This window comes from Enterococcus xiangfangensis, from assembly GCF_005405365.1.
In the GTDB taxonomy this organism is placed as follows: domain Bacteria; phylum Bacillota; class Bacilli; order Lactobacillales; family Enterococcaceae; genus Enterococcus_A; species Enterococcus_A xiangfangensis.
Map to the genome: position 1 here is coordinate 1 of NZ_BJDX01000009.1, position 24,945 is coordinate 24,945.

Here is a 24,945-nt window from a genome sequence, read left to right on the forward strand (position 1 = left end):
TTTTTTACAAAAATTAGTTTGATGCTCATACCGTATACCATTCCGCTATACTTACAAACTCCTTTATACTGCTAAAAGCGGAACTGGCATCCTTATTCGTTTTAATAGATTTATTTTTGTATTGTTTGTTAATCACTTCACATATATGATTCTAACACGGAAAAAAAGCAATAACAATCCTTTACAAAAAAAGAGCAGGAAAGTATTCTCTCCTGCTCCATTAGTCCTATAAAAAGTCTGCAAATTCGCCAGATTTTTCTGCTTGTTCTGGGAAGATTTCTTCAATCTTCAGTCCGGCTAAACAGCGCGCCATCAAACCTTCGATATCAAATCGTTCTTCCAACTCTAAAACTTTTTCCAATTTTGGACGTGTTTTTGGTTGTGGTGGTGCAAAAATCGTGCAGCAGTCTTCAAACGGCTGGATCGCCAATTTAAACGTATCGATTTTTTCTGCCAACTCAATGATTTCATTTTTATCCATCGTCACGACCGGACGGATAATCGGTGTTGTCGTCACTTCATTGATGGCTACCATGCTGTGTAATGTTTGCGAAGCCACTTGTCCTAAAGATTCGCCGTTTACGATCACTAATCCATGACGCATTTCACGAATCGCATCCGTTATCCGCAACATCATACGTCGCGTCAAGGTCATCCAATAACCTTGCGGGCTGCGTTTTTTGATTTCTTCTTGGATCTCCGTAAAAGGAACTTCAATAAACTGAATACCGCCGACATAAGGCGTCAATTTCTCGGTCAGATCTTTCGCTTTTTGCAATGCTTGTTCGCTTGTATAAGGCGGACTCGCAAAATGAACGGCTTCGATTTCAACGCCTCGCTTCATTGCTAAGTAACCGGCAACTGGCGAATCGATTCCGCCAGACAACATCAACATTCCGCGACCACTAGTACCGACTGGCAATCCACCTGCCCCTTTGATCGTTTCATAAGAAAGATAGGCATCGTCGCGGCGGATCTCCACCCGCAAGTTGATATCTGGTCGTCTCATCTGTGCTTTGATCTCTGGAAAAACATCCATCACTGCATCGCCTAAAAATTGCTGCAGTCCTTGACTGTCTAATTCAAAGTCATGATCACTACGTTTTGCAGTGATTTTAAAAGTTTCATTGCCTGTATAAATTTCTTGCATGATTTGCTGCGCCATTTGTTTCAACGCATTAAGATTTTTGTCTACACGAATACTAGGTGAAAAATTTTGGATTCCAAAAACCTTTTCTAATTTTGGTAAAACTAAGTGGCTATCTTCACCATTTAATAAGATATGCATCCGGTCACGATCAGCATGAATTTTTAAATTAGAAAATTCAGCTAATGCGCGACGGACATTTTGTGCCAGTTGCATAATGAACGTACGACGATTTTTTCCTTTCGTCGATAGCTCACCGTAACGTACCATGATCTCTGTATATTGCACGTTCATTCTCCTTTTTTATCTTCACTAATTGATTTTTGAAAATTTCTCGTAAAGATGATTAAATATCACCATAAACTGTTCGGCTTCTGCCATTGTGTTCGCTTCATCTAAACTTACCCGCACAGCTGTTGTCGCTACGTCATGAGGAACATGCATCGCATGCAATGTTGAGCTGTCCACTTTTTTACGGCTGGAACAAGCACTTGTCGTAGAAACAAAGATCTGTTTTTCTTCTAATGCATGCACTAAAACTTCTCCGCGAATCCCTTTGATCCCAAAAGTTAAAATATGCGGAGCAAAGTTTTCGTCACCGGAGAAAACCGTTACTTTATCATAGCTCAGTAAGGCTTCTTTCAAATATTGCCGAATAATCGCGGTATGATTTGGCCGCTCGGCTTTTTTTTCAAGATGGATTCGTAACGCACGGCTCATAGCAACGATGGCCGGCAGATTTTCGGTTGTTGCCCGTTGTCCGCTCTCTTGTCCGCCGCCGTTCAACAGCGGAGCTAATTTTTTACCAGCTTTCCAATAAATAAATCCAACGCCGCGGGGACCGTGGAATTTATGCGCAGAAAACGCAGCAAAATCAACTCGTGGGGTCAGCCATTTTGTTTGATCAACTTTTCCGATGGCTTGAACTGCATCGACATGAAAATGAATCGTGGGGTGCTTTTCTAACACTTCGCTGATAGCCGCGATTGGTTGGATCGCACCCATTTCATTATTAACGCCCATCACTGAGACTAAGATCGTTTCAGGACGAATCAGCGCAGCTAATTTGTCTACTTCTACAAAGCCGGAGCGATCTACTGGTGCGATGCTGACCTCAAAGCCAAGTTCTTCCAGCTGCTCGGCTGTCCGGCGAACAGCGGGGTGTTCAACACTGGAAATAATGATGTGATTGCCATACTCACGTTTTGCGATCGCCGTACCTTTTAAAATCCAATTATCGCCTTCTGTGCCTCCACTAGTAAAAAAAATCTCATTTGCTTGCACATCCAACAGTTCAGCAATTTGTTTGCGGGCTTGTTGCAGCAAACGATTCGCCTGTGTTCCCAAATCATGTAAACTAGAGGGATTCCCCATGATGCGTTGGCTGGTTTTTACATATGTATCAAGTGCTAACGGATAAATCGCTGTTGTTGCACTGTTATCAAAATAAATCATCTTATGACCTTCCTTCAAAAATTCTTTCCTATTATAGCGGGAATACTGCAAGTCTTCAAGTATTCCTTCCAAATCCTGCTTCATAGCGCTCAGCCGTTTTTAGCATAACGAACATTTCTCGCTTTTTGAATTTATTTGCAGCGATTAAAAAAAGCTGAGCATCGCGCTCAGCTTAAACTAAATCTCGGTTATTGAAATAAAAATCTTCGATTCGTTTGAATGCTCCTGGTTCAACTCGTTCAAGTGCTGTACCAATCTCATCCAACGCATCTTGGTAACGGTATTCTTTATTAAATAGTTCTAAACTGTTTTCAATCGCATTTTTAATCTCAGGATGTGTATGACGGTAACGATTTGCATATTGCATCATCTGTTCTGTCAAAGCTGCCGCATCAACTAAGTCATATGTCTTTTGATCTAACAGCTCGATATCTTCATCGCAAAGATTCACTAATTTATTGATGTCTCGCATATTGATCCGAATCTTATTCAGCGCTTGGCTCAACTCTTCTACACGATCTGTCGCAACAAAGAAGAATTCTAGATAATCTCCTGGCAAACCAGGCAAACGTTGTTGTTCTACGTAACGTTTTAAATTACGCAAACGGAATTCGTATTTTTCGATTTTTTCAGCAGCTTCTTTTTCGCCTTTACGCAAATCATGCAAGTCATCATCGATCTCGACTTGTTTTGTCTCAATATCGTCTAAAACTTTAAATGCATCTTTGTAGAATACTTGAACTTCTGAAAATGGTAATTCATGTTTATCAATCTGCGGTTCAATATTCCGATTGCGCCGTTCCAATTCTTCGATCTCCGTTTGGAAACCGCGGGCACGCCCCAGCTCATTGTTGTTCAGCGCATAGCTTTGTGACGTATGATCTAGTTCAACCATCAATTGATGATTGTTCCGCGACGCATGCGCGATGTATTCGCCGATGGTCTTGCGGTTGGTTAAAACATATTTTTTAGCTTCAAACTCTTTTTCTAATATTATATACAAATCATCGATCAGTTCAGCCGTTTCTTTGTTCGCTGTTTCTACTGTACCTAACTCAATTTTTTCTAGATCTTCTAATGAACGTTCAACATGTTTTTTGACTTTGTCTAAACGCTCGTCAAAATCATCTTCTGGCAATACGAAATCGTCTGCCAACATCTTTTGGTATGTTTTTTCTAATTCCTCGATTTGACCTGGGAATGTCTTTTCTAAATCTTCATAAATGACAGGAACCTTTTGCATCGTCTCTTGGACTTCGTACGTATGTTTTTCAGCATCGTCCAATACTTCGCGCGCTTCGATTGGATCTCCTGACGTATTCAACGTTACGAATTGAGTAAATTCGATTTCGATATTCTTCACTTGTTTTTGAATCTCTGGTAACGCTGGACCAAAGCTGTCTTTCTTTTCCTTTAGATCTTTTTTCAACTCTTCAAAAACATCTAAAGCTTGTTGAACAGCTAATGAATTACGTTCTTCCGTTTCACGCAATTCCTTCAACCCCGTGCGGATCCCTTCAACTTCCTCTTCCATCTCGGTCATCGTGCGTTCAGCACTTTCGATCGCTGACTTCCCTTTCATGAAACGGAATGTTTCATTTTGGCTTTCAACTTCAAAAATCTGACTTTCAAGTTCCGCAAAAGATTTTGTCGAAACATCGGTCCATTTTTGATTCCATTCACGGAAAGTATTTTGGCTTTGGCCGACAAGGTGCATTTTTTTCACTTCATCGACTTCTTCCACGACAGGAAGATCGAATAACGCTTCTTTCCTTTGATCAAGTTCTTTTAAGCGTTCTTGGTTTTTTTTCTTCATCAGATAACCAATCAAGTATAAAACGGCTGCCAAAACGACTAAGCCGATAACGATCCCTATGATTACATTACTTCCCATGTATGATTTTCCTTTCAACTATCAAGATTCAGTTTGTTTAATGGTACTTTTTTCTATTTTTAGGCAAAAACATCTAACGTAGATTATAACATAAAAGACTTTGCTCTTCACTAGCTAGTTTCGAATTTACTTGAAACAATCCACGCACACTCACTCCTCATACTAGCATTTTTTAGTAGCTGCTTCAATTGCTATAAATTTAAGAATAATGTAACTTTTTAAAATTTTCTAATTTTGAAAGCTCTATGCCCCCTTGAAATTCTCTAAGTTTTCGGATAATATTAAAACCACATTAAAATAAGAGGTGATTAAAGTGAAAGTGACCAAATTTGGCGGAAGCTCTGTAGCTTCAGCTGAACAACTAAAAAAAGTCTTAGCGATCGTTACTGGCGACTCTAGCCGACGTTTCGTTGTCGTTTCTGCTCCAGGAAAGAGGAACAATAAAGACAAAAAAGTCACCGACTTATTGATTCAATTTTATAACGCTGTCGTCTACAAACAAGAGACTGATGAAGTAGTCCGTGAAATCATTGCTCGCTACACTGAAATAGCAGCAGAATTCCAAGTGGATAAGCACCTGGAAAAAACTTTTCAGACTGAATTGCAGCGACTGCAAGAAAATTACAATCAGGCAGACCCTTATGCTTTAGATAGTTTTTTAGCAACCGGAGAAAATCTGAATGCTCAGCTAGTGGCAGCCTGTTTTCAAAAAAGCGGCATCAATGCCCGCTATATCAATCCAAAAGAATTAGGGATCATTGTTTCGAATGAACCGCAAAATGCTCGTATCTTAGAACAATCTTACGAAAAGATCTATCAATGGCACGACTCAGCAGAAATCTTGATTATTCCTGGCTTCTTTGGTTATACGGTCGATGGTCAACTGTGTACTTTTTCGCGCGGCGGTTCAGATATTACCGGATCGATCGTGGCGGCGGGATTAAAAGCTGATTTATATGAAAACTTTACCGATGTCGATGGTATTTTTTCAGCGAGTCCAAAATATATCCACGATCCAGAATTGATCGAATACGCTACGTATCGTGAGATCCGCGAGCTTACTTATGCTGGATTTACTGTTTTTCATGATGAGGCCTTGATGCCGGCTTTCAAAGCTCATATCCCGGTGATTATCAAAAATACCAACAACCCCGAATGTAAAGGAACACTGATCAAAAAGAATTTTGATGACGAGAATCGAAATGAAGTCGTTGGTGTTGCCAGTGATGATGGTTTTTGTGGAATCACCATTGGAAAATATTTATTGAACCGAGAAGTTGGAATTGTTCGACGGATTTTACAAATTCTTGAATCCTTTGATATCGGCTTCGAACACATGCCTTCTGGAATCGATGATATCTCGATCATTTTGCGCGAACGTCAATTGACACGTGAGATTGAAGCTGAGTTAATGAAACAAATCGAAGAAAAAATTCAGCCCGACCAATTATCGATCGAGCATGGCCTTTCAGTCGTTGCCTTAGTTGGTGAAGGTATGCGTGAACGACCTGGTATCACTTCTGACAGCACCGCCGCTTTGGCTCGGAAAAATGTCAACTTGCGGATGATCTCTCAAGGTGCCGACGAGCGCAGTATCATCTTTGCTATTCGAAGTGAACACGAACGCTTAGCTGTGCGGTCGTTGTACTATACATTCTTTGATTAATTTAAACGGCACATTTTTCGATAGACCGCAAAAAGGAAAAGCTCAGATTACTCAGCTTTTCCTTTTTGTTGGTCTAATTCTTTTTTGATCAAGGGCTCTGGTGCATATTTTTCATACCATTCTTCAGGTTTCATCACTTTATTTGTTACAGGATGATAATGCGGCTTGCCGTCTGGAAATAATTTCCCCATATTGGCTCGATGAACGATTTCAAAGATCGGTTTAGGATTGACACCAATCAATGCAAATGATCCATACGTAAAATAAAGCAGATCGGTCAACGCATCAACTTCTGTGATCAACGGATCTTCCACCGCCTCTGCTTTTGCTAAAACTTTTGCTTGCGCTTGATCAATGCTCTCGTGTAATTTTTCAACTAGTTCATTGAAGATCATTTCATCACCGGCGGCTGCCCCGTATAAAAACTCCACGATTTCTTCTGCTTTGAATCCTGCACGAAAACTTCCTTGTTTTGTAGAAAAGGCTGTTGGTTTTTTAGGTGGTCTCGGCGCAAATGTCTCATGGAATTCACGTGCCAACTGATAAGGTTCTTTCATTTTATTCACTCCATTAAATAATTTCAAAATGTTTCAACGCCTGATAGATCCCGTCTTTTTCGTTAGAATCTGTGACGTAATCGGCTTGGGCTTTGACTTCTGGCAATCCGTTTCCCATCGCTACACCAATCCCGACTTTTTGGATCATTTCAATATCATTATAATGATCCCCAAAAGCCATGACCTCGGTCAATTCAATTCCAGCGGCTTTAGTAAATTCTAAAATACCATGATACTTTGAACCATTTTTAGGAACAATATCTACTGAATAAGGATTTGAGCGTTGAAATGAACATTCCGGCAATCGTTTCATTAATTTTGCTGACTCTGTTTCAGCGCTGAAGAGTACGCATTGATAAATGGGACCTTGTAAAATTTCTAATTGCTGGTAACGGCCTTTTTTGCGATTGGGGCTGAACGATTGCAGCAGATGCCGCGCCGTTCGGACTGGAAACCAGTTTGGCATCCAAGCAGCGATTTGTTTCACCAATGTATTTTGTGACCATTTCATCAAGTTACTGCCCTCCACATGACGTCTGCCGCCAAAAATAATCTGGCGATGGTCCTCATCAGCAAAATCCACGATCTGCTGCAACACTTCCGCAGAAAACGGTCGTTGATAAATATCTTCGGTTTGGGTATAAACGAGCTGCCCATTGTATGTAACAAAAATATCTAATGGCAAATGGTCGATTCGCTCATCGATTTTGACCGGTCCGCGACCAGTCGCAACGCCGCATAAGATCCCTTGCTCTTGTGCTAAACGGACTGCTTCCCATGTACTAGCAAGCACTTTTGAATCTTTCGTAGTCAACGTTCCATCTATATCAAAAAAAATGGCTTTTATCATGGCACTCCCTCGTTTAAAATAAATCTATTTGACTCGGATTCAGTCCTTCATAATCCAATTGTAGGATTTTTTTCAACTGCATGGCATTATCAGCAGCATCGCCGCCGGAATTATTATTAAAAATGACTCCGACTTCTGCAGAACTTGCTGAAACTTTTAGAACTTGCTCGCCTAAGCTGTGCAATTCTGCTGGATTGTACCGATACAAGGTGCGTTTTTTCCGCCAATCACCTGTCCGATCGTTCCAGTACGCTTGATTTCTGCCGTGAAAACGAAATAGACTAAACTTGTTATTCGTTATTGTACTATCTAATGGAACAGTGTCTGGCAGCTGTGGCTCGTCCACCATCACCAAACTGAAATTCAATGTTCGCATCAACTGGTGTGTCTTTGCGACAAATTCTTTGGCGTACCAGCTATAATCACGCAGTTCAATAGCCACTGGCAAGTCTTTAAACAACCCGCGTAACGTTTCTAAATAAGCGACGTTTTCTTTCGTACACTTAAATTGTGCCGGAAATTGTGCTAAAAAGCAAAATAACTTTCCGCTTTCGATCATCGGCTGCATTGCTTCTAAAAAATGAGTCTGCATCGCCGCTACAGAAGGATAGCTGTCTTGCCACTTACTTTGTCCAGTAAATCCTGCGTATAATTTAACCACAAACCGAAAATTTGCCGGAACTTGCGTCAACCAATTTTCGACAGCGTTTTTAGTTGCGATTCCATAATAATTCGTATCCAGTTCTACTAATGGCAAGTAACCTGCGTATTCGTATAAAGAAGAAGACTTCTTTCCAGTCAAACTACTGTGTTCATTAAAAGAAGTTAATCCAATTCGAATCATAGTATCCTAGCCTCCCTTTGTTTCATAGTATACAATAAACATAGCAAAAAATTAGCAACAATGTGCTAACAATGAATGGAGTAATAAAGATGAAACGGATTTTGATTTTACATACCGGCGGAACGATCTCGATGAGCCAAGATACCCACGGTGCCGTGCGGCCAGACAAGAAAAATCCGCTGTTGGCAGCTGGACAAGAGTTGCGTCTGCCTGCTGATATCGAATTGATCGTGGAAGACTTTTCAAATCTTCCATCTCCCCATATTACAGTTGAGACTATGTTCCAACTGAAAGAACGAATCAAACTCGCTAAACAAACCGGAATCGACAGTGTGGTCATTACTCATGGAACAGATACTTTAGAAGAAACGGCCTACTTCTTAGAAATTACGATTGGTAATTTGATTCCTATTATTTTAACTGGTGCGATGCGTTCTATCAATGAATTAGGCAGTGACGGTCTTTATAATTTTGAGTGCGCTATTCGCGTAGCGGCTTCAGAAAATGCCCTCAATAAAGGTGTGCTCGTGGTCATGAATGATGAAGTTCACAGTGCTCGTTACGTAACTAAAACCCACACAACAAATGTGGCAACATTCAGAACACCGACCTTAGGCCCCATTGGATTAGTCACAAAATCAAAAATTCTTTTCAAGCAAGAATTGCCTAAAGCAACACGTTACGATGTCGAAAGTTTTGATGCCATGATCCCAATCATCAAAGTTTTTGCTGGTATGGAAGGCGATTTTTTCAAAATATTGGATCAAGCAATCACCGTCGATGGTCTTGTGATCGAAGCTTTAGGAGCAGGAAATTTACCACCGAAAACGTTGCCTTCTGTTTATCATTTACTGGAAAAAGGTCTGCCAATCGTGTTAGTTTCCCGTTGTTTCAACGGAATCGCCGAACCCGTCTATGATTATCAAGGCGGCGGGATCGAATTGGCGCAGCATGGCGTGATCTTCTGCAGCGGCATCAACAGCCAAAAAGCTCGGTTGAAATTATTGATTGCTTTGAATGCTCATTTATCAAAAGAAGAATTAAAACAATTTATGGAAGAATAGAAAAAACATCTAATTAAAATTAAAATACGCCCCTTAAATTAGATGTTTAGTCTGATTTAAGGGGCGTATTTTAACTTCAACTTCTTTTTTGCCAAGAAATATTCGCTTCGCAAGCAAGCTGGTCGCCTAAGCGAATCTCATGCCGCGTTGTTGCTTTTGCTTCGGGTTCCTCCACGATCTCATAAAAGCTTTCGATGTCATTGCCGTATAATACTTCTTTATCAAATTTAATATTGACATATTTTGGTTCATACTGCGTCATAAAGTCATAACCTAAGACATCGATCAGCCAGTTGAAATACATCGCGTTGTTGACGTGATGATTGCTGTCAAGATCGTAATAGCGAACATGATACAACTGTTTTTGGTCCACTTCGACTTTTTCGATCTTTGGCCAGCGTCGGATTTTTTTTACTTTAGGCGATTCATAAGGCGCCATCAGTTCCGCATCGACACTGCTCATTTTGCGATTCTCAATGTCCATCAACACAAAGGCCATATCAATCTTCACTAATTCATTTCCCTCTAGATCATACACCCAATAACTGCGGTAGCAAAAATAACGATTAAATTCGGTTGGTTCCGTCACGATACTGATTCTTTCCCCTACTCGAGGTAGCCGATTGATCGTTACTTCTGTTTGAGTGATCACCCAAGTAATCCCCAATGCATTGATCTGTTCCGTTCCTCGTTCTAATTCGTCGCTTTGATCCGTAGAAGCTTTGATCGCAACGCTCAATAGAGCCGGAAATGTCATCGTTTGATTGATATCGCACTCATAATAAGCGACCTCGTGGTTGATGGTGTATCTTTTTCCCAATTATTTTCCTCCTAAAGCTAAGACGCGGTCTACGGAATCTCCATAACTCTCGCCAAAAATATTTAAGTGGACGAGTAAGTAATAGAGCTGATAGATCGCCAGTCGTTCTTGCCAACCCGATTGCATTGGTAAGATCACTTGGTAACTGTCGATAAACTCTTGACGGAACCCGCCAAAAAGCTGTGACATGGCAATATCCATTTCTCGATGCCCATAAGAAACCGCCGGATCTACAAAAACTGGCTGGCCTTGTCCATCAAAAAAAGTATTGCCGCTCCAAAAATCTCCATGCAATAAAGTTGGTTCAAAAGACATTGTACCCCATTTTTGATAAACATGGTCTTTAAATAACAGGTAATCTTTTTCTCTTTGTGCTGTCCAATGATTTCGGCCATGTGCGATCTTGATCTGAACCTCTAAACGATTCGTAAAATAAAAATTCCACCAATCATCTGATTTCAAATTGATTTGCGGCAACAGTCCCATGAAATTATTCTTTTTATAGCCAAACTTGCGGTCTTTGATTTTATGCAGCTTACTAAGCTCGCGGGCTAAATCTTTTTGATCCCCTTCACCTGGTTCGATCCATTCCATCAAAAGAAAGGCGATATCTTCAAAACTGCCGTGCTGGTATGTCGCCGGCACACGAACTGCCTTTTTTAATTCTGCTAATCCATCAACTTCAGCTTGAAAAAAATCAGCTGACATTTGCGGATGACATTTCAAAAAATAATCTTTTTCCCCATCGGTCACACGATACGCTTGATTGATATCTCCACCGGCGATCGGTACGGCTTTTGATTGTAATTGCAGATAATTCAGCAATTCTTCCATTTCATCAACTCCTTAGGACAAATCATTTTGCGACGAGTCATTAGCCTCTTCTAACCAGTCTGCTGACTGTTTAAACTGTGATTCTCTCTTATAAAAAGTATAGCACAACAAAAAAGAAAACGCTTTTCTAACAAAAAAAGACTTGAAACAAGCGGACTTGTTTCAAATCTTCTCTTTTAAGCTAGCGCCCCCATCGGGTCCCATGGTGCCAAAACGATCGGTTCTGCTTCAAAAGCAGCCAATTGTTCAGCTGTTAAAAATTCTTTGCGGACAACGATTTGATAAGTATATTCATCCATCCATTCATCACTCATTACAAAGAAACCTTTTTCGCCGACTTTTTCGCCCCAACTGTTTTCAACTTTCCACTTTTTCGCTTGGTCCTCGATTAGATCTACGCCAGTCAATACCATCGCGTGAGTCATCAAACTCTCCCCATGATCCAAACGTTCTGCTTTAGTCATCGTTAAATCAACGTCAAACAAATCATCTACATCATAAGCATCTAAAGCCATAATGCCGCTGTCGCGCGTGGATGATTGACCCACATCACAACCAAACCAAACGGATTCGCCTTGTTCCAACTGTTTCACCGCTAATGCCTTAAATTCAGCCATTTCAAGATTCAAATATTTTACTTGTTTGCCGCCGACGACATTGCCTAACATGTCGACTGTGTAGGATTTCATGAACGGTTTGTCCTCAGTTGGTGCGTTGATGATGCTGACGTACTCATCTAAGTTCACACCCACGTATTTTTCATAAAAACTTTGCGGTGTTAATCCTTGTTCTAAATGATAGTTTTTTTCTTCATCGCGGTATTCAAAATCAAAACTTTCCGGCGGTGTGCCCAATGAAATCGTCAAGAGATTGTAAACTTCTTGCAGCATCGCTTCGCGGTTTGTTTGGATTTCTTCTGCAGTTGCTTGTTCTGCGACCATTTGTCGTAGTAAAACTGCGTGTTTACGCAATAATTTATTTAAATAATTATTGAGATCCCGAGAATTTGAACTATTGCTGCTTTCAGGCATCACACTTTTTGGAACGACACCATATTTTTGAAAAAGAGAAACGATCATATCCCATTGTCCACCATCTTGTTGCGGCGTTTGCAATAAGAAAGCCACTTCGCGACTAGACGCTGCTTGTTCTGCCGTATTCAAAATATTCTCGTAGAAATAATTGGCCTTTTCATACTTATCCCAAAAGAAAGTATAATTTTGTGAAAGTTCAAAGTCTTTCAACTGAAAGGTCGTAAGCATTTTATGACGGAAAGTATTCAATGCGGCAAACATCCAGCAACGTCCCGATTGTTTTTGATTCGCTACTTTTCCGGTGGCAAGGTCCACAGAAAAGACCGGCGTATTTTCAACATGCGTCTGTATATTTTCTGCAGAAGCACGAATACCGTTTTTCACCACACCTCGTTGCAATGCGACTTGCTTCGGATTTTTTTCAAAAGCTTCACGAAAAGCTTGCGTTTGCTCATTAGTAATTTTTGACATAAAAAACGCCTCCTTGCTGCTCATTTTACGCTTAATGAGACAAAGAGACAATTAGTTTACAAACTCGGCTGTAAAACTTGTTTTCCTTTTTCAATCCACTGACCTACTCGTTTACTTGATAATGCTGCGGTCAATAACATACTGGCAATAAATAGAAAAAGAAGCTCGGTCGAACGGATCTCCACATCCAAATCTAAGACTCGCAGCCCTTTGACGACAAAACCATGGAGCAAATAAACAGTCAGTGTATTCCGTCCCCAATTCGAAAAGAAATACCGGTTTCTTGGAACCAACAGCATAAAAGCGATGATTCCAATCAGTCCTGCTGCTAAAAAAATTAGACGTTGAGGTCCACCGAGTGACGGATGATTCAAATATTCATCATACGGTTTTGAACCAAAGACCCAATACTTATTGATCAAATCATTTCCTTTAATAAATAAAAACAAGCCGCAAAATAGTACCACTGCAATCCATCTTTTAGGGTACGCTTTTATTTTTTCAATCCAAGCTTTTGGAACCATGTACCCTACCATGAAATATGGGAAAAAGGTCAGTGTTCGTTGAATCGCCAAAAAATGATCAAAGATTGGGAAATAACCGACGACTACTGCCATTATTACGCTGCCAATTAAAACCTTTTTAGCTGAAAAGTAGTTGATCAAATGCAACAAGACATTCCAACAGAACAAACTTAATAAAAACCACAGCGACCATTGAGGGATCCCCAAATCTAGACTAAAAGAGTCCTGCAGTCCAATCAGTGTATAGTAGCCTGAATAAAGGATTTGGAAAAAGGCATACGGCAGTAATATTTTTTTTACCAGTAGCTTGATCGGTTTTGGTCCTTTTTTTGCGAAATAACCAGAGATCAAGATAAACGCCGGCATATGGAAAGTAAAGATGAAATAGTATAGATCATTATATAGAGGGTGATCCTCTATGTACGGTTGTAGAAAATGACCGAACACCACTAAGATCATCAAGAAAAGTTTTGCGTTATCAAAATAAGCATCACGTTTTTTCATCCTATCCCTCCTCATTTTCAGTATAACGAGGATGTTTTCCGACTTCAAAGAGATTGCCCAAATTTTGGAAAAAGAGCACACTTTCCTCGATAAATCGCCAATATTGCAACCATTCTTCATGAAAAGATCATTTTTTGGAAACCTTCTTCTATCTGAAGTTACCGATATTTTTACAAAGATACAGATTAAAACAGAACTGATTTTGTCCGCAGTAAATCTAGTGTTCGCCTAGCTCTTTTTTTTATTTTAACCGCCGCTCTGATTTCCAAAAGATACTTTTTAGTACCTATATCACTAAAAAGTGCGTACTATACATTCTAATCTAGAGCTTATATACTGACTTTCTAGCAGTAAGGAGGAACAGTAAAATGATCAACTCATTAACAGATAAAATCGTATTAAACAATGGTGTCGAAATGCCGGGTCTAGGATTAGGTGTTTTTCAAATTCCAGATGAAGACACAGCAGAAGTTGTAAAAACAGGAATCATCAATGGGTATCGCTTGATTGATACCGCGCAGATTTATGGAAATGAAGAAGGAACGGGGCGCGGGATCAAAGAAGGTTTGGCTGCAACTGGTTTAAACCGTGAAGATCTATTTATTACATCAAAAGTTTGGAATGCACATATTTCTAAGGAAGAAGCTTTAGCCTCTTTTGAAAAATCTTTGGAGAAATTGCAATTAGATTATTTAGATTTATTTTTGATTCATTGGCCTGGCAAAGACAGCTATCGTGAAGCTTGGCTAGCTTTAGAAGAATTGTATGCGGCTGGAAAAGTACGAGCAATTGGGGTAAGTAATTTTGAACGTCATCATTTAGCTGATTTATTGTCTTATGCCAAAGTCGTACCTGTATTGAATCAGATTGAGTTACATCCTAAATTAGCACAAAAAGACGTTCGTAGCTTTTGCGAACAGTACGATATCAAAGTCCAAGCTTGGTCGCCTTTAATGCAAGGCCAATTATTGACACACCCAGTTATTAAAGAAATCGCACAAAAACACGGCAAATCGACGGCTCAAGTTATTTTACGGTGGGACATTCAACAAGCTATTCTTTTGGTCGTCAAATCTGTTCATAAAGAACGGATGCTGAGCAATGCGGATGTTTTCGACTTCACATTGGACCCAACTGATTTGGAAAAATTGGAACATTTAAATGAAGGATTACGCAGCGGTCCCCATCCAGACGAATTCGATTTTTAGAAAAATTGAGTAACCATGGCTCTTTAAAGAATGGATGAAATCCATTTAAATTACACAAAATCTTCCCACTTTCAAACGGCTGAGTACGGTGAAACTTACGGAAATGTTGAGCATCTAAAGCCAAAAAACAATATTGGCTAGAAAAGATCACAAGACGAACGATTGCCGATAAAAAATAGCTCTTAGAAATCATATATCGATCTCTAAGAGCTAACCTTTTATTCGACAGCAATTGTTCACTGAAAAACTCCGGCAGTAGGACTCGAACCTACGACATCATGATTAACAGTCATGCGCTACTACCAACTGAGCTATGCCGGAAGAATACTCTAATATAATATCAATTTTTTTTACATCATGCAATCCTAAATTATCAAAAATTACGCAATTAAATATTGCCAGCGGATCCGTGAAAGCTAAGCAAACTCGTACTATGATTCAGCGAATAATTTTGTAAAAAAAAATGCCACTATTTTTCAATACAAGCCTGTTATTACGCAGTTAGTACTTGCCCATACTAGAAAAATTTTATGGATAAATAGTTGACAAATACTGGTTACTTCGCTATTCTATATCATGTATTAAATAACTATGCCGCTTTAGCTCAGTTGGTAGAGCGCAGCCATGGTAAGGCTGAGGTCGACGGTTCAAGCCCGTCAAGTGGCTTCTCAAAACTGTTAGAAACGTTGATAAATCAACGGAGTCTAGCAGTTTTTTTGTCCACCAAAAAACATCACTTACCATTTTTGCCCCTCCTCAATTCACAGCTAAAATTGGTTCAAAGAAATCAGAAATAATCGGATAAAGCATAACAGCCGCTGAATGTTGATTAGCGGCTGTTATACTTGCTTGGAGAAGCGGAAAGACTGAAAAATAAAAAAATTGAATAAAATAATTCTAGTTTAAAACGGTTCCATAAATAACTAATGGAAAACCCTCAATTGAGGGACTTTTCCGTTACATACTATTGATGTTGATCAACGATTTGTTGAGATTTATTTGCTGCATCTTCAACATCTCTATTGGCCTTGTTCAATTTTTCAATATAGGCTTTCAAATCAGAATTTTCTTTATTTGAAGTTGCTAATTGTTGTTTGGTTGTATCTAATTCAGCTTGTAATGAATTTTTTTCATTCGTTAAACGATTGATCTGATTATTTAATGAGTCAATCGTCGCTTGCAAACTATTTGATTGGTTTAAGGCTTCTTGCAATTTGGCATTCCAATCTTGATTCTTTTGGTCCACTTCTCTTACTCGATCGGAAATCTCACTTTGCTTAGCCTGCAGTTCTTGATTCTTGCTGTTTAATTGAGATTCTAAACTAGTTTTATCGCTGATCAGCTGATTTTTTTCATTTTTTAACGTTTCAAGTTCTTGCTTGTAATCCTCGATATCTTTTTGTTTCTGATTCAACTGAGCTTTGGTGTTAGTCAGCTCGTCAGATACTTGCGAGATTTTTTGCTCTTTATTTGTTAGCGAATCATTCAATGTATCTAAGTTGCTATTAATAATTGAAATATTTTCTTCTCCGCCCCATTTGATCAAATTATCTGCATACTGTTTACCGGCAAAACCAATAAACGCTAACAGTGCAATCGCTGTAAACAACATAAATTTTTTATTTTTCATCGTCTTTTTTTCTCCTCCATACTTGATAGACCAATTTTCGACTTCCCCATAATAATTGGAAAGTCAAAATAGTCAAGAACAATGTTTCCCCAAAAAATAACTGCTAAAAAAGCTTGTCGAATTTCAATAAGTAGAATAAAAAAATATTATTTTATACTTATTATAAATATATCGCAATTGCTGATATCGTGTTGACCTATTTTTCTACACTTGTTTTGACTCACCAAGACTTAAAAAAACAAACATCTTCGACAGCGATTATAAGCTGAAATTTGATTGAAAAATAAATATAATGTTAAAAAAACAGCTATATATTCATAAAAAACTAGCACCAGCTGAAAAAGCATAGTTATATTGGCTAATTTAAAGAAACTTTAAAGGAAAAACTCATTCGATTGATCCCCTCAGTCAATTTAATAATTGATTCAAAAGATAGATTTATCAGCCGTTTGAAAACAGTGAATAAAATAAATTGAAAGAAAGCATTGAAAAAAGTAGCGACTGCTAACATACTAGAATATATAACATCAAAATTATTGGACATAACGACTAACAACACATGGGAAGTCATCTAATCCATGTATACACAGCAAAAAAAAGAAGCTGAACAATCACAAACGCAGCGCTTGCAATTTCAGCTTTCTATCTTATCTTTCTAACTATTTCTTAGCGAACGACCATTACGTTACAAGGAGCATGAGCAACTACAAAGGAAGTCGTTGAACCAATCAATACTCGCTCGATCGCATTTTTTCCTGTTGCCCCCATCACGATCAAATCAATCTTATTTTCTTTAGCAAACTGCACGATATTTACTTTTGGTGTCCCCTCGATTTTACGCGTGGTGTAACTAATCTTATCCGATATGATCTGTGCCGCTTTATCAAACGTTCGTTTTGCTCGTTCTTCCCCGTCTTCTTGGATATACTGAATAAGCCGGGCATTTACCGTAGCTACTGACATATCCGTCACCGTTAAAACATACAGATGCGCATTATTTCTATGTGCAATTGAAACAGCTTCTTTTAACGCATCATAAGATTGATTCGATTCATCAACAGGAACTAAAATATTTTTGTATTCATCCATGAACAGCGCCTCCCTTTTTCATCAATTATACCTGTTTTATTTATAAAATCTAACTATAACGTTTTATATTGCTAAAAATAGAGGAAGCTCCCCTTCATTTCAGGAACTCCCTCTTAACTGAATTTATGAATTCAGTTTGATTAATCTCTTCTAAAAATATCTCTCGTATAGACTTTTTCTTCCACCTCTTTAAGCAGTGGTTCCATCCGATTTGATACGATTACATCGGATACCTTTTTGAATTCTTCAAAGTCTTTGATCACACGAGAACTGAAAAAATCTTCTGAATCTAACGTTGGTTCATAGACTACGACTTCAATTCCTTTTGCTTTGATCCGCTTCATAACTCCTTGAATAGATGAGTATCGGAAATTATCTGAATTTGCCTTCATTGTTAAACGGTAGATTCCTACAACTTTAGGATTTTTTGCAATGATTTGATCTGCAATAAAATCTTTTCTCGTTGTATTTGCTTCGACGATCGCACCGATAATATTACTTGGAACTTCTTCATAATTTGCACGAAGTTGTTTTGTGTCTTTGGGCAAGCAATAACCGCCGTAACCAAAGGAAGGATTGTTATAATGTGAACCGATTCGAGGATCCAGCCCCACGCCTTCGATGATTTCCTTACTATTTAATCCGCGTGATTCTGCATACGTATCCAACTCGTTAAAGTAAGCCACTCGCAAAGCTAAATAAGTATTGGAAAATAGCTTGATTGCCTCTGCTTCTGTTGAATGGGTCAATAAAACTGCGACCTCTTCCTCTAACGCATTTTCTTTGAACATCTCTGCTATTTCTTGCCCACGATCTGAGCATTCACCAACAACGATCCGCGAAGGGTGTAAGTTATCATATAATGCTTTTCCCTCACGAAGAAATTCAGGAGAAAAAATAATATTTTTTGTCTTAAATTTGGTTTGTAATTCTAACGTATAGCCTACAGGAACCGTTGACTTGATAATAAATGTTGTCTCAGGTCGAATAGCTAATGCTTTTTCGATCACATCTTCTACTGTTGAAGTATCAAAATAATTCTTCTTTTCATCATAATCTGTTGGCGTAGCCACGATTAAATAATCACCAAATAATACAGCTTCTTCAAAATTTTTCGTAAACTCAAGCTTCAAGTCTTCTCGTTCAAGGTATTCATGAACCTCTTTATCCTCTAATGGCGACTGTCTTTTCTGCAGCATCTCGATCTTTGTTTCTACGATATCATATGCTTTCACTTGTTCTTTTTGACTCAACAGCAATGCATTTGCTAACCCGACATAGCCTAAACCAATTATCGATACGTTCAAATCGATCACTTCCTTGATTAAATTTTATAATAATCCCTGTACCAATCAACAAACTGTCCAAGTCCTTCTTCCAAACTAGTAGTCGGCTTAAATCCAATCTTTTTTTCTAAATCACTGACGTCTGCATAAGTTTGGATGACATCGCCTGGCTGCATAGCATGAAATTCCTTTGCCGCCTCTTTGCCGATTTTTTCTTCAAGAATGTTAACAAATCTTATTAACTCGACTGGCTGGTTGTTTCCAATATTGTATATTTTATAAGGTGCCCAGCTTGAACTACTTCCGTTTTCCTCTGTCCAGTCAGGATCGGTTGTAGGCGGATTATCGATCAATCTCGCGATTCCTTCGACGATATCATCAATATACGTAAAATCTCTCTTCATCTTACCATTATTGAATATCTTGATCGTGTTTCCTTCAATAATATTTTTAGTAAAAGAAAAATAGGCCATATCCGGTCTGCCCCACGGCCCATAAACAGTAAAAAATCGTAAGCCTGTTGTCGGTATTCCAAATAAATGACTATATGAATGTGCCATCAACTCATTTGATTTCTTTGTTGCCGCGTATAAACTCACTGGATGATCGACATTGTCCTCTGTTGAAAACGGAATTTTCTTATTTCCCCCATAGACTGAAGAAGAAGAGGCATAAAGTAAATGTTTCACCGGAAATTTCCGACACGCTTCAAGAATATTAAAAAAACCAGTTACATTCGAATCAATGTACGCTTGAGGATTTTCTAAAGAATAACGAACCCCCCGCCTGAGCAGCCAGATTTATTACGACATCAAATTTTTCTTTAGCAAACAGTGAGAACAGCGCCTCCTTATCAGAGATATCTTTTTTTAAAAACTCAAAGTGCTGCTCATCTTCTAATGCTGCCAATCTGTTCTTTTTTAAATTGACCTCATAATAATCATTTAGATTATCAATACCTATGATATCTATGTCTTGATTTCTATGGAGCAGTTGTTTAACTAAATGATAGCCAATAAATCCTGCACTCCCAGTCACTAATAGTTTCATTTTCTTTTCTCCTTTATTATGTTTATAAAGAAAACCGACTCAATCCTCGCGGCCATCAAGATGCTCAAAGTCGGATAATATTCGTATTTATCTTTCTTAGGACGGAACTTCTAAATAATTGATGGACGAATGATTCGAATTACTAAATACGACTTTAGTATTTAGTACGATCAGAATCGTCAAATTCATTTGCCCTTCAGCCTATTCTTAATGAATTTTTGCAACACTATTGCATAGATATTAAATGTATTCAATAATTTGACAAATACTAGTTCTCTTTCGCTAAATATAGCGTGTTTTTTTAAAACATAGTAATAATTTTTCCTTCTATCTAAAAGAATAGTTTTTAAACGCTCATGGTATTCCTTTTTTGTTTGATTATGATAAATGTGGGTTGCTAAGCATACGATATTTTGTTTTGAGTTCTCTTTGAATTGCAAAGATAAATCAACATCTTCAGAGTACATAAATATCTGCTCATCAAAACCGCCGATTTCTATATAATCCTTTCTCTTACATAAAAAAAAAGCTCCTGATATCCAACCGACTTCTTGTTTTCCTGTTTTTGGCAAACGAATCCTTTTTTTTCTAAAATTAAAGTTTTTGAAAAAAATATTTTGATTGATTTCTCCTAATAAAGTTGGGCTAGAGAAACCCGCCGATTGAAGCGAACCATCTGAATTAAGAATCACTGATGAAACAATCCCGCTATTTTCTTTCCTTACTTCCTCCATCAACAAGTCAAAATCTGTATCTACTACTGTGACATCACTGTTAATAAAGCAAACAATATCAGATTGTGCCGCTTCGCTTCCTCGATTATTCGCATAGCCAAATCCATAGTTATCATCAAGAAAAAGCAATTGAATCTCGTTTTCATTTCCAAATAATCTGCTTAATTTTTCTTTTTCTACTTTTGTAGAATTATTGTCGACAATGACTATTTCAAAAGCAAATTTTTCTAAACTTTTGTTTGCTCTTAAAGATTCGACGCATTCCAACAATACGTCGCCTGTATTGTAGTTTACAATAATAAATGAGATATTCATCAATGCTCTCCTAAATCGCCATATACTTTTTCATAAAATCTGACATTTTTGCTCAGTTCAAATTCTGTTTGCTCAATAATTTCATTGTATCTAGTTCTAGATTCAATATACGAGTCTTTATCCTCAGTATAAATAGACTCTATTTTTCTGACCCATTTGTTCATAGATTTTTTATCGATTGGCAAATACTCTATCCGATCGGTTATATTTGTCTCCAAAGGAACGGTGTTCGAAGAAACAACATTCAGACCATTTGCCTGTGCTTCAATTGCCACATTGCCTAATCCTTCTCTGAGTGAAGGAAAAAGTAAGACATCCATACTCGAATAATAGCTGCTCATCTCATCAGTTGATTCAATAAAAATAGTATTTCCAAGTAACTTTCTAGCCTTCAGTGTCTGTTTGATGTTGTCTTCTAATTTTCCTTTGCCAATAATCAGTAAGCGCCAATCATGCGTCATTTGATTAAATTCAGTCAACACATCAATGATATATCCATGATTTTTCACCTTGTCAAGTCTACCAACCATGCCTAACAAAAGCGTTTGATCTGCAATTTTTAAAGAAGCTCGGATGTTGGTCCTTTTATGTATATCAAACTTGAAGTCTGAAACACAAAAACCATTTGAAATCACGTTGAATTCTTTTTTTCGAAAGAGATAATTCCCCGCCGCTTTAGAAGTAGCCAGCAATATATCCGCAAACTCCGTTATATTTCGTTGATAGAATTGTTGGACGCTACCTTTTATCCCTTTGTTTTCTGAAGCACTATGACTGTGGATAATAACTTTTTTATCCGCTTTTTTTAAGAGCTTCGTATACATATGTGCTGTACTTCTCATGTGTGCATGAACAATATCCCACTCCGGATGATCTGTAATTAAATTATTCCAAGCGGTGACATAGTGCCTATGATTATAAATGGTGTATCTGGGGACTGAAAATATATTTCCACCTAATTGTCTTATCTCCGCTTCATAAGCGCCAATAGTTTCTGTATGCTTGATAAAATCAAATTGAAATCTATCTTTATCGATAACTCTATACAGATTCATGATCATAGTCTCTGATCCACCTCGATCAAGGGCGCCAAATACATGAACAATTTTTATTATCTGATTAGTGTTTTTGTTTTTATTCATGGACTATTTCCTCTATAGTTTGAAGATACCGATTGACTACGATGTCTCTATCAAATTTTTCAGACACAAATTTTCTTCCATTGATTCCCATCTGTTGTTTTTCTGAATAGGACAACTGGATAAAGGCTCGAATTTTTTCTACTAGTTGATCGGTTTGTTTTGCTTCAAAGATGTAACCATTAAATCCATCTTCCTTAACAACATCTTTACACCCTGGTTGATCAGTTGTAATGATTGGTCTGCAAGACGCTGCACTTTCAAGTAATACATTTGAAATCCCTTCAGGATAGTAAGAAGGATGGATGGTACAGTGCATGTCTTTTAAAAATTGACTTATATCTGGAACCAAGCCATGATAATTGATAACTCCCGCACTTTCATATGTTTTGAGTTTATCTACATAGTCATCTTCTAAAAAACCGCAGATATGAAATTCAACATTTTTATATTCCGCTTTAATTCTTTCAGCCGCCGTTAAATACTCATCAATTCCTTTTTCCTTCATTATCCGAGAAATGAAGACGAACTTTATAGCAGTTTCATCTGATGGGTATGGTAGTTGAGTGAATTGGGTTAGGTTCACACCCGATCCTGGAATCAAGGTCCCATTGGTTTGAATAATTTTATTGTCTAAGAAAAAATCCATGTTCGGTTTATTTTGGAAAAAAACCGTGTTAATGTTCTTGAAAGCAAGCTTGTACATTTGAATTAATAACTTTTGAGTCGGTCCGCTAGTTCCAAGGGCTGTTCCCATACCTGTTATATTCGCAAGACAAGGAATTTTGTTCATGCGTGCTGCAATTCCTCCATAGATATTAGGCTTGATTGTATATAGTAAAATACACGAAGGGTTTATTCGCTTGATAGTTTTTTGATACTGAAAAAAAAGTTTGAGCTCATTAATCGGATTCATCCCTCTCCTATCCAAATCAATTTGCTGCACTTCACAGCCAAGAGCCTCAATATCAGCTATGTACGGACCTCCCGGTATCAAAACAATTACTTTATATTTTTTAGTAAGAGACAATAGTAATTCTTTTCTGAATTTATATAATCCCATGTCGTTATTTGCCAGTATCAAAATTATTTTCATTACTTATTCCCTTCAAACTTCTGAACAGTTATATTATCATCGGCAGATATTCCTTCTCGGATAAAAACTTTAATCATTGTCTTGCCAATAATCTTGATATCGTTAAATAGACTTAACGTTTCAATATATCTGTTATCAAACTTGAATTTATCTGCCCAAGACACTGTATTTCTTCCATTTACTTGAGCCAGTCCAGTTAATCCAGGTCTGACCAAATGTCTTCTTCTTTGTTCTTTATTATATAGCGGTAAATATTCCACAAGTAGTGGTCTTGGACCGACGATACTCATATCTCCTTTAAAAATATTCCATAATTCAGGCAGCTCGTCCAAACTTGTAGAACGCAATAGTTTTCCAAATTTTGTGAGTCGCTCATCATCCGGCAATAACTTTCCTGAACTGTCTCGTGTATCATTCATCGTTCGGTATTTATACATTAGAAAGATTTTTTCATTTTTCCCAGGACGTTCTTGTTTAAAAATGACCGGTGCGCCTAACCTTAACCGAACGAGTACCGTGATGATCAAAAAAACTGGAGCCAGTACTATTAAACCAATCCCAGAAAAAATAAGATCTAAGAGTCGTTTAATATATTTTCCATAGAAACTATTATGCTTCATCGTTAACAGCTCGTTTTATAATACTCGTTGTGCGTTCCAAATCTTCAATAGTCATTTTCGAGTCAGATGGAAGACAGATTCCTTTTGCGAATAACATTTCTGATACTTCTCCGCCAAATACATCGTATTTTTTAAAAACAGGTTGCAAATGCATGGGTTTCCATACAGGTCTAGACTCGATATTTTCGTTTGCTAACGCATCCATCAAAATAGTCGGATCAATCCCATCAAAGTAAACAACTGAAAGCCAACAGTTAGGCTCGTTCCAAGTATTTTCTGGCATGAAATGAATTCCAGGCAAATCAGCGAGCATTTTTTTATAGTACGCATAAATCGCACGTTTTTGTGCAACTCGTTCATCTAATACTTTCAGCTGACCGCGTCCGATTCCCGCAACAATGTTACTCATACGATAATTATAACCAATTTCTTTATGTTCATAGTGACGTTCTTTTTCGCGAGATTGAGTAGACCAGAATCGAACTTTGCTTACCAATTCCGCATCATCGGAAATGAGCATTCCGCCGCCTGAAGTTGTAATGATCTTGTTTCCATTGAATGAGAAAACCCCAACTTTCCCAATGGTTCCTGTCTGTTTGCCTTTATACAAAGTACCTAAAGATTCCGCCGCATCTTCAATCAGGGGGACATTAAATCGATCACAAATCGTTTTGATTTCATCTAATTCAGCAGACACCCCGTATAAATGAACGGCAATGACTGCTTTTACATCAGGATGTTTTGTCAAAGCTGCTTCCAATAATTTTGGATCCATGTTCCAAGACTCTAGATCACTATCTACAAATATAGGGACAGCTCCTTCATAAATTATCGGATTAACAGAGGCCGCAAAGGTGAGTGACTGACAAATCACCTTATCACCAACGCCCACACCAACAGCTTTCAAGGCTAAGTGAATCGCACTTGTCCCCGAAACTAAGGCAGCTGCATTGCCAATTTCTACATGTTCTGCAAGCTCTTTTTCGAATCCATCAACATTAGCTCCTAAAGGCGCAATCCAGTTTGTATCAAATGCTTCTTTGATAAATTCTTGTTCATATCCTTCATCACTCATATGCGGTGATGACAATAAAATTTTGTTCTTCTTCATTTT

General features: G+C 38.1%; 21 protein-coding genes, 2 tRNA genes and 1 pseudogene. 4 read left to right on the forward strand and 20 right to left on the reverse strand.

Annotation, left to right across the window (positions count from 1 at the left end):
• Positions 1 to 226 precede the first annotated feature (226 nt).
• From thiI to FFM68_RS10550, 3 genes are all read right to left on the reverse strand, one after another.
• Positions 227 to 1,435: a tRNA uracil 4-sulfurtransferase ThiI gene (gene thiI, locus FFM68_RS10540; protein ID WP_137619292.1), complete on the reverse strand. Its 1,209-nt coding sequence runs from the start codon at positions 1,433 to 1,435 to the stop codon at positions 227 to 229.
• Between the two features lie 24 nt (positions 1,436 to 1,459).
• Entirely contained in the window at positions 1,460 to 2,602 is a 1,143-nt protein-coding gene (locus FFM68_RS10545; RefSeq protein WP_137619293.1) for a cysteine desulfurase family protein, read from the reverse strand.
• A gap of 172 nt (positions 2,603 to 2,774) precedes the next feature.
• Complete coding sequence (locus FFM68_RS10550) at positions 2,775 to 4,496, reverse strand: septation ring formation regulator EzrA (protein ID WP_137619294.1); 1,722 nt, start codon at positions 4,494 to 4,496, stop codon at positions 2,775 to 2,777.
• A 313-nt stretch (positions 4,497 to 4,809) separates the two neighbouring features.
• On the opposite strand from FFM68_RS10550, the gene FFM68_RS10555 reads away from it, so the two are divergent.
• Positions 4,810 to 6,162 carry an aspartate kinase gene (locus FFM68_RS10555; protein WP_137619295.1) on the forward strand — a complete coding sequence of 451 codons (1,353 nt, stop codon included), beginning with the start codon at positions 4,810 to 4,812 and terminating at the stop codon, positions 6,160 to 6,162.
• Between the two features lie 47 nt (positions 6,163 to 6,209).
• Here the strand turns inward: FFM68_RS10555 and FFM68_RS10560 are convergent, their stop codons facing one another.
• Genes FFM68_RS10560 through FFM68_RS10570 form a run of 3 tightly spaced genes read right to left on the reverse strand, consistent with a single transcriptional unit; the run spans position 6,210 to position 8,413 of the window.
• Positions 6,210 to 6,719: a pyrophosphohydrolase domain-containing protein gene (locus FFM68_RS10560; RefSeq protein WP_137619296.1), complete on the reverse strand. Its 510-nt coding sequence runs from the start codon at positions 6,717 to 6,719 to the stop codon at positions 6,210 to 6,212.
• Between the two features lie 13 nt (positions 6,720 to 6,732).
• Positions 6,733 to 7,569, reverse strand: a complete 837-nt coding sequence (locus FFM68_RS10565; protein ID WP_137619297.1) for a Cof-type HAD-IIB family hydrolase — start codon at positions 7,567 to 7,569, stop codon at positions 6,733 to 6,735.
• A 13-nt stretch (positions 7,570 to 7,582) separates the two neighbouring features.
• Complete coding sequence (locus FFM68_RS10570; protein ID WP_137619298.1) at positions 7,583 to 8,413, reverse strand: DUF72 domain-containing protein; 831 nt, start codon at positions 8,411 to 8,413, stop codon at positions 7,583 to 7,585.
• A gap of 89 nt (positions 8,414 to 8,502) precedes the next feature.
• Here FFM68_RS10570 and FFM68_RS10575 point away from each other — a divergent pair, with 89 nt between their 5' ends.
• Entirely contained in the window at positions 8,503 to 9,477 is a 975-nt protein-coding gene (locus tag FFM68_RS10575; protein WP_137619299.1) for an asparaginase, read from the forward strand.
• Between the two features lie 76 nt (positions 9,478 to 9,553).
• Here the strand turns inward: FFM68_RS10575 and FFM68_RS10580 are convergent, their stop codons facing one another.
• From FFM68_RS10580 to FFM68_RS10595, 4 genes are all read right to left on the reverse strand, one after another.
• Positions 9,554 to 10,297 (reverse strand): acyl-[acyl-carrier-protein] thioesterase, encoded by a 744-nt coding sequence (locus FFM68_RS10580; protein ID WP_137619300.1) that lies wholly within the window; start codon positions 10,295 to 10,297, stop codon positions 9,554 to 9,556.
• Complete coding sequence (locus tag FFM68_RS10585) at positions 10,298 to 11,131, reverse strand: fructosamine kinase family protein (protein ID WP_137619301.1); 834 nt, start codon at positions 11,129 to 11,131, stop codon at positions 10,298 to 10,300. It abuts the gene before it with no gap.
• A 176-nt stretch (positions 11,132 to 11,307) separates the two neighbouring features.
• Positions 11,308 to 12,636, reverse strand: a complete 1,329-nt coding sequence (locus FFM68_RS10590; RefSeq protein WP_137619302.1) for a C1 family peptidase — start codon at positions 12,634 to 12,636, stop codon at positions 11,308 to 11,310.
• Positions 12,637 to 12,692: 56 nt separating this feature from the next.
• The gene (locus tag FFM68_RS10595; RefSeq protein ID WP_137619303.1) at positions 12,693 to 13,664 is read right to left on the reverse strand and encodes an acyltransferase family protein; all 972 of its coding nucleotides are present in this window, start codon (positions 13,662 to 13,664) and stop codon (positions 12,693 to 12,695) included.
• Positions 13,665 to 14,032: 368 nt separating this feature from the next.
• Here FFM68_RS10595 and FFM68_RS10600 point away from each other — a divergent pair, with 368 nt between their 5' ends.
• The gene (locus FFM68_RS10600; protein WP_137619304.1) at positions 14,033 to 14,872 is read left to right on the forward strand and encodes an aldo/keto reductase; all 840 of its coding nucleotides are present in this window, start codon (positions 14,033 to 14,035) and stop codon (positions 14,870 to 14,872) included.
• A gap of 247 nt (positions 14,873 to 15,119) precedes the next feature.
• Here FFM68_RS10600 and FFM68_RS10605 read toward each other — a convergent pair.
• A tRNA-Asn gene (locus FFM68_RS10605) sits at positions 15,120 to 15,193 on the reverse strand.
• A gap of 272 nt (positions 15,194 to 15,465) precedes the next feature.
• Between FFM68_RS10605 and FFM68_RS10610 the strand changes: the two genes are divergently transcribed.
• Positions 15,466 to 15,538: transfer RNA gene (locus FFM68_RS10610), tRNA-Thr, on the forward strand.
• A gap of 298 nt (positions 15,539 to 15,836) precedes the next feature.
• Here the strand turns inward: FFM68_RS10610 and FFM68_RS10615 are convergent.
• From FFM68_RS10615 to FFM68_RS10655, 9 genes and pseudogenes are all read right to left on the reverse strand, one after another.
• On the reverse strand, positions 15,837 to 16,502 hold the full coding sequence (locus FFM68_RS10615; protein WP_137619305.1) for a DNA-directed RNA polymerase subunit omega: 666 nt from the start codon (positions 16,500 to 16,502) through the stop codon (positions 15,837 to 15,839).
• 666 nt (positions 16,503 to 17,168) lie between these two features.
• Positions 17,169 to 17,591 carry a universal stress protein gene (locus FFM68_RS10620; RefSeq protein WP_137619306.1) on the reverse strand — a complete coding sequence of 141 codons (423 nt, stop codon included), beginning with the start codon at positions 17,589 to 17,591 and terminating at the stop codon, positions 17,169 to 17,171.
• A gap of 140 nt (positions 17,592 to 17,731) precedes the next feature.
• Entirely contained in the window at positions 17,732 to 18,898 is a 1,167-nt protein-coding gene (locus tag FFM68_RS10625) for a nucleotide sugar dehydrogenase (protein WP_137619307.1), read from the reverse strand.
• A 17-nt stretch (positions 18,899 to 18,915) separates the two neighbouring features.
• Positions 18,916 to 19,927: pseudogene (locus FFM68_RS10630) on the reverse strand (NAD-dependent epimerase).
• 185 nt (positions 19,928 to 20,112) lie between these two features.
• Positions 20,113 to 20,976, reverse strand: coding sequence for a glycosyltransferase (locus tag FFM68_RS10635; protein WP_137619308.1), 864 nt, complete (start codon positions 20,974 to 20,976; stop codon positions 20,113 to 20,115).
• The gene (locus FFM68_RS10640) at positions 20,976 to 22,118 is read right to left on the reverse strand and encodes a glycosyltransferase (protein WP_137619309.1); all 1,143 of its coding nucleotides are present in this window, start codon (positions 22,116 to 22,118) and stop codon (positions 20,976 to 20,978) included. The genes FFM68_RS10635 and FFM68_RS10640 overlap by 1 nt, the downstream gene beginning before the upstream one ends.
• On the reverse strand, positions 22,111 to 23,211 hold the full coding sequence (locus FFM68_RS10645) for a glycosyltransferase family 4 protein (RefSeq protein WP_137619310.1): 1,101 nt from the start codon (positions 23,209 to 23,211) through the stop codon (positions 22,111 to 22,113). Before FFM68_RS10645 ends, FFM68_RS10640 begins: the two co-directional genes overlap by 8 nt.
• The gene (locus FFM68_RS10650; RefSeq protein ID WP_137619311.1) at positions 23,211 to 23,831 is read right to left on the reverse strand and encodes a sugar transferase; all 621 of its coding nucleotides are present in this window, start codon (positions 23,829 to 23,831) and stop codon (positions 23,211 to 23,213) included. Before FFM68_RS10650 ends, FFM68_RS10645 begins: the two co-directional genes overlap by 1 nt.
• A complete protein-coding gene (locus FFM68_RS10655; RefSeq protein WP_137619312.1) occupies positions 23,821 to 24,942 on the reverse strand; it encodes a DegT/DnrJ/EryC1/StrS family aminotransferase in 1,122 nt (373 codons plus the stop codon). The genes FFM68_RS10650 and FFM68_RS10655 overlap by 11 nt, the downstream gene beginning before the upstream one ends.
• Between the last annotated feature and the right edge of the window lie 3 nt (positions 24,943 to 24,945).

Excerpts from the sequence above, each read along its gene's own strand:
- FFM68_RS10550 (WP_137619294.1), bottom strand. The coding sequence starts at position 4,496 with ATGGGAAGTAATGTAATCATAGGGATCGTTATCGGCTTAGTCGTTTTG.
- FFM68_RS10645 (WP_137619310.1), bottom strand. The coding sequence starts at position 23,211 with ATGAAAATAATTTTGATACTGGCAAATAACGACATGGGATTATATAAA.
- FFM68_RS10655 (WP_137619312.1), bottom strand. The coding sequence starts at position 24,942 with ATGAAGAAGAACAAAATTTTATTGTCATCACCGCATATGAGTGATGAA.
- FFM68_RS10650 (WP_137619311.1), bottom strand. The coding sequence starts at position 23,831 with ATGAAGCATAATAGTTTCTATGGAAAATATATTAAACGACTCTTAGAT.
- FFM68_RS10575 (WP_137619299.1), top strand. The coding sequence starts at position 8,503 with ATGAAACGGATTTTGATTTTACATACCGGCGGAACGATCTCGATGAGC.
- FFM68_RS10590 (WP_137619302.1), bottom strand. The coding sequence starts at position 12,636 with ATGTCAAAAATTACTAATGAGCAAACGCAAGCTTTTCGTGAAGCTTTT.
- FFM68_RS10620 (WP_137619306.1), bottom strand. The coding sequence starts at position 17,591 with ATGGATGAATACAAAAATATTTTAGTTCCTGTTGATGAATCGAATCAA.
- FFM68_RS10560 (WP_137619296.1), bottom strand. The coding sequence starts at position 6,719 with ATGAAAGAACCTTATCAGTTGGCACGTGAATTCCATGAGACATTTGCG.
- FFM68_RS10640 (WP_137619309.1), bottom strand. The coding sequence starts at position 22,118 with ATGAATAAAAACAAAAACACTAATCAGATAATAAAAATTGTTCATGTA.
- FFM68_RS10570 (WP_137619298.1), bottom strand. The coding sequence starts at position 8,413 with ATGATTCGAATTGGATTAACTTCTTTTAATGAACACAGTAGTTTGACT.
- FFM68_RS10615 (WP_137619305.1), bottom strand. The coding sequence starts at position 16,502 with ATGAAAAATAAAAAATTTATGTTGTTTACAGCGATTGCACTGTTAGCG.
- FFM68_RS10565 (WP_137619297.1), bottom strand. The coding sequence starts at position 7,569 with ATGATAAAAGCCATTTTTTTTGATATAGATGGAACGTTGACTACGAAA.
- FFM68_RS10600 (WP_137619304.1), top strand. The coding sequence starts at position 14,033 with ATGATCAACTCATTAACAGATAAAATCGTATTAAACAATGGTGTCGAA.
- FFM68_RS10585 (WP_137619301.1), bottom strand. The coding sequence starts at position 11,131 with ATGGAAGAATTGCTGAATTATCTGCAATTACAATCAAAAGCCGTACCG.
- FFM68_RS10635 (WP_137619308.1), bottom strand. The coding sequence starts at position 20,976 with ATGAATATCTCATTTATTATTGTAAACTACAATACAGGCGACGTATTG.
- FFM68_RS10595 (WP_137619303.1), bottom strand. The coding sequence starts at position 13,664 with ATGAAAAAACGTGATGCTTATTTTGATAACGCAAAACTTTTCTTGATG.
- FFM68_RS10545 (WP_137619293.1), bottom strand. The coding sequence starts at position 2,602 with ATGATTTATTTTGATAACAGTGCAACAACAGCGATTTATCCGTTAGCA.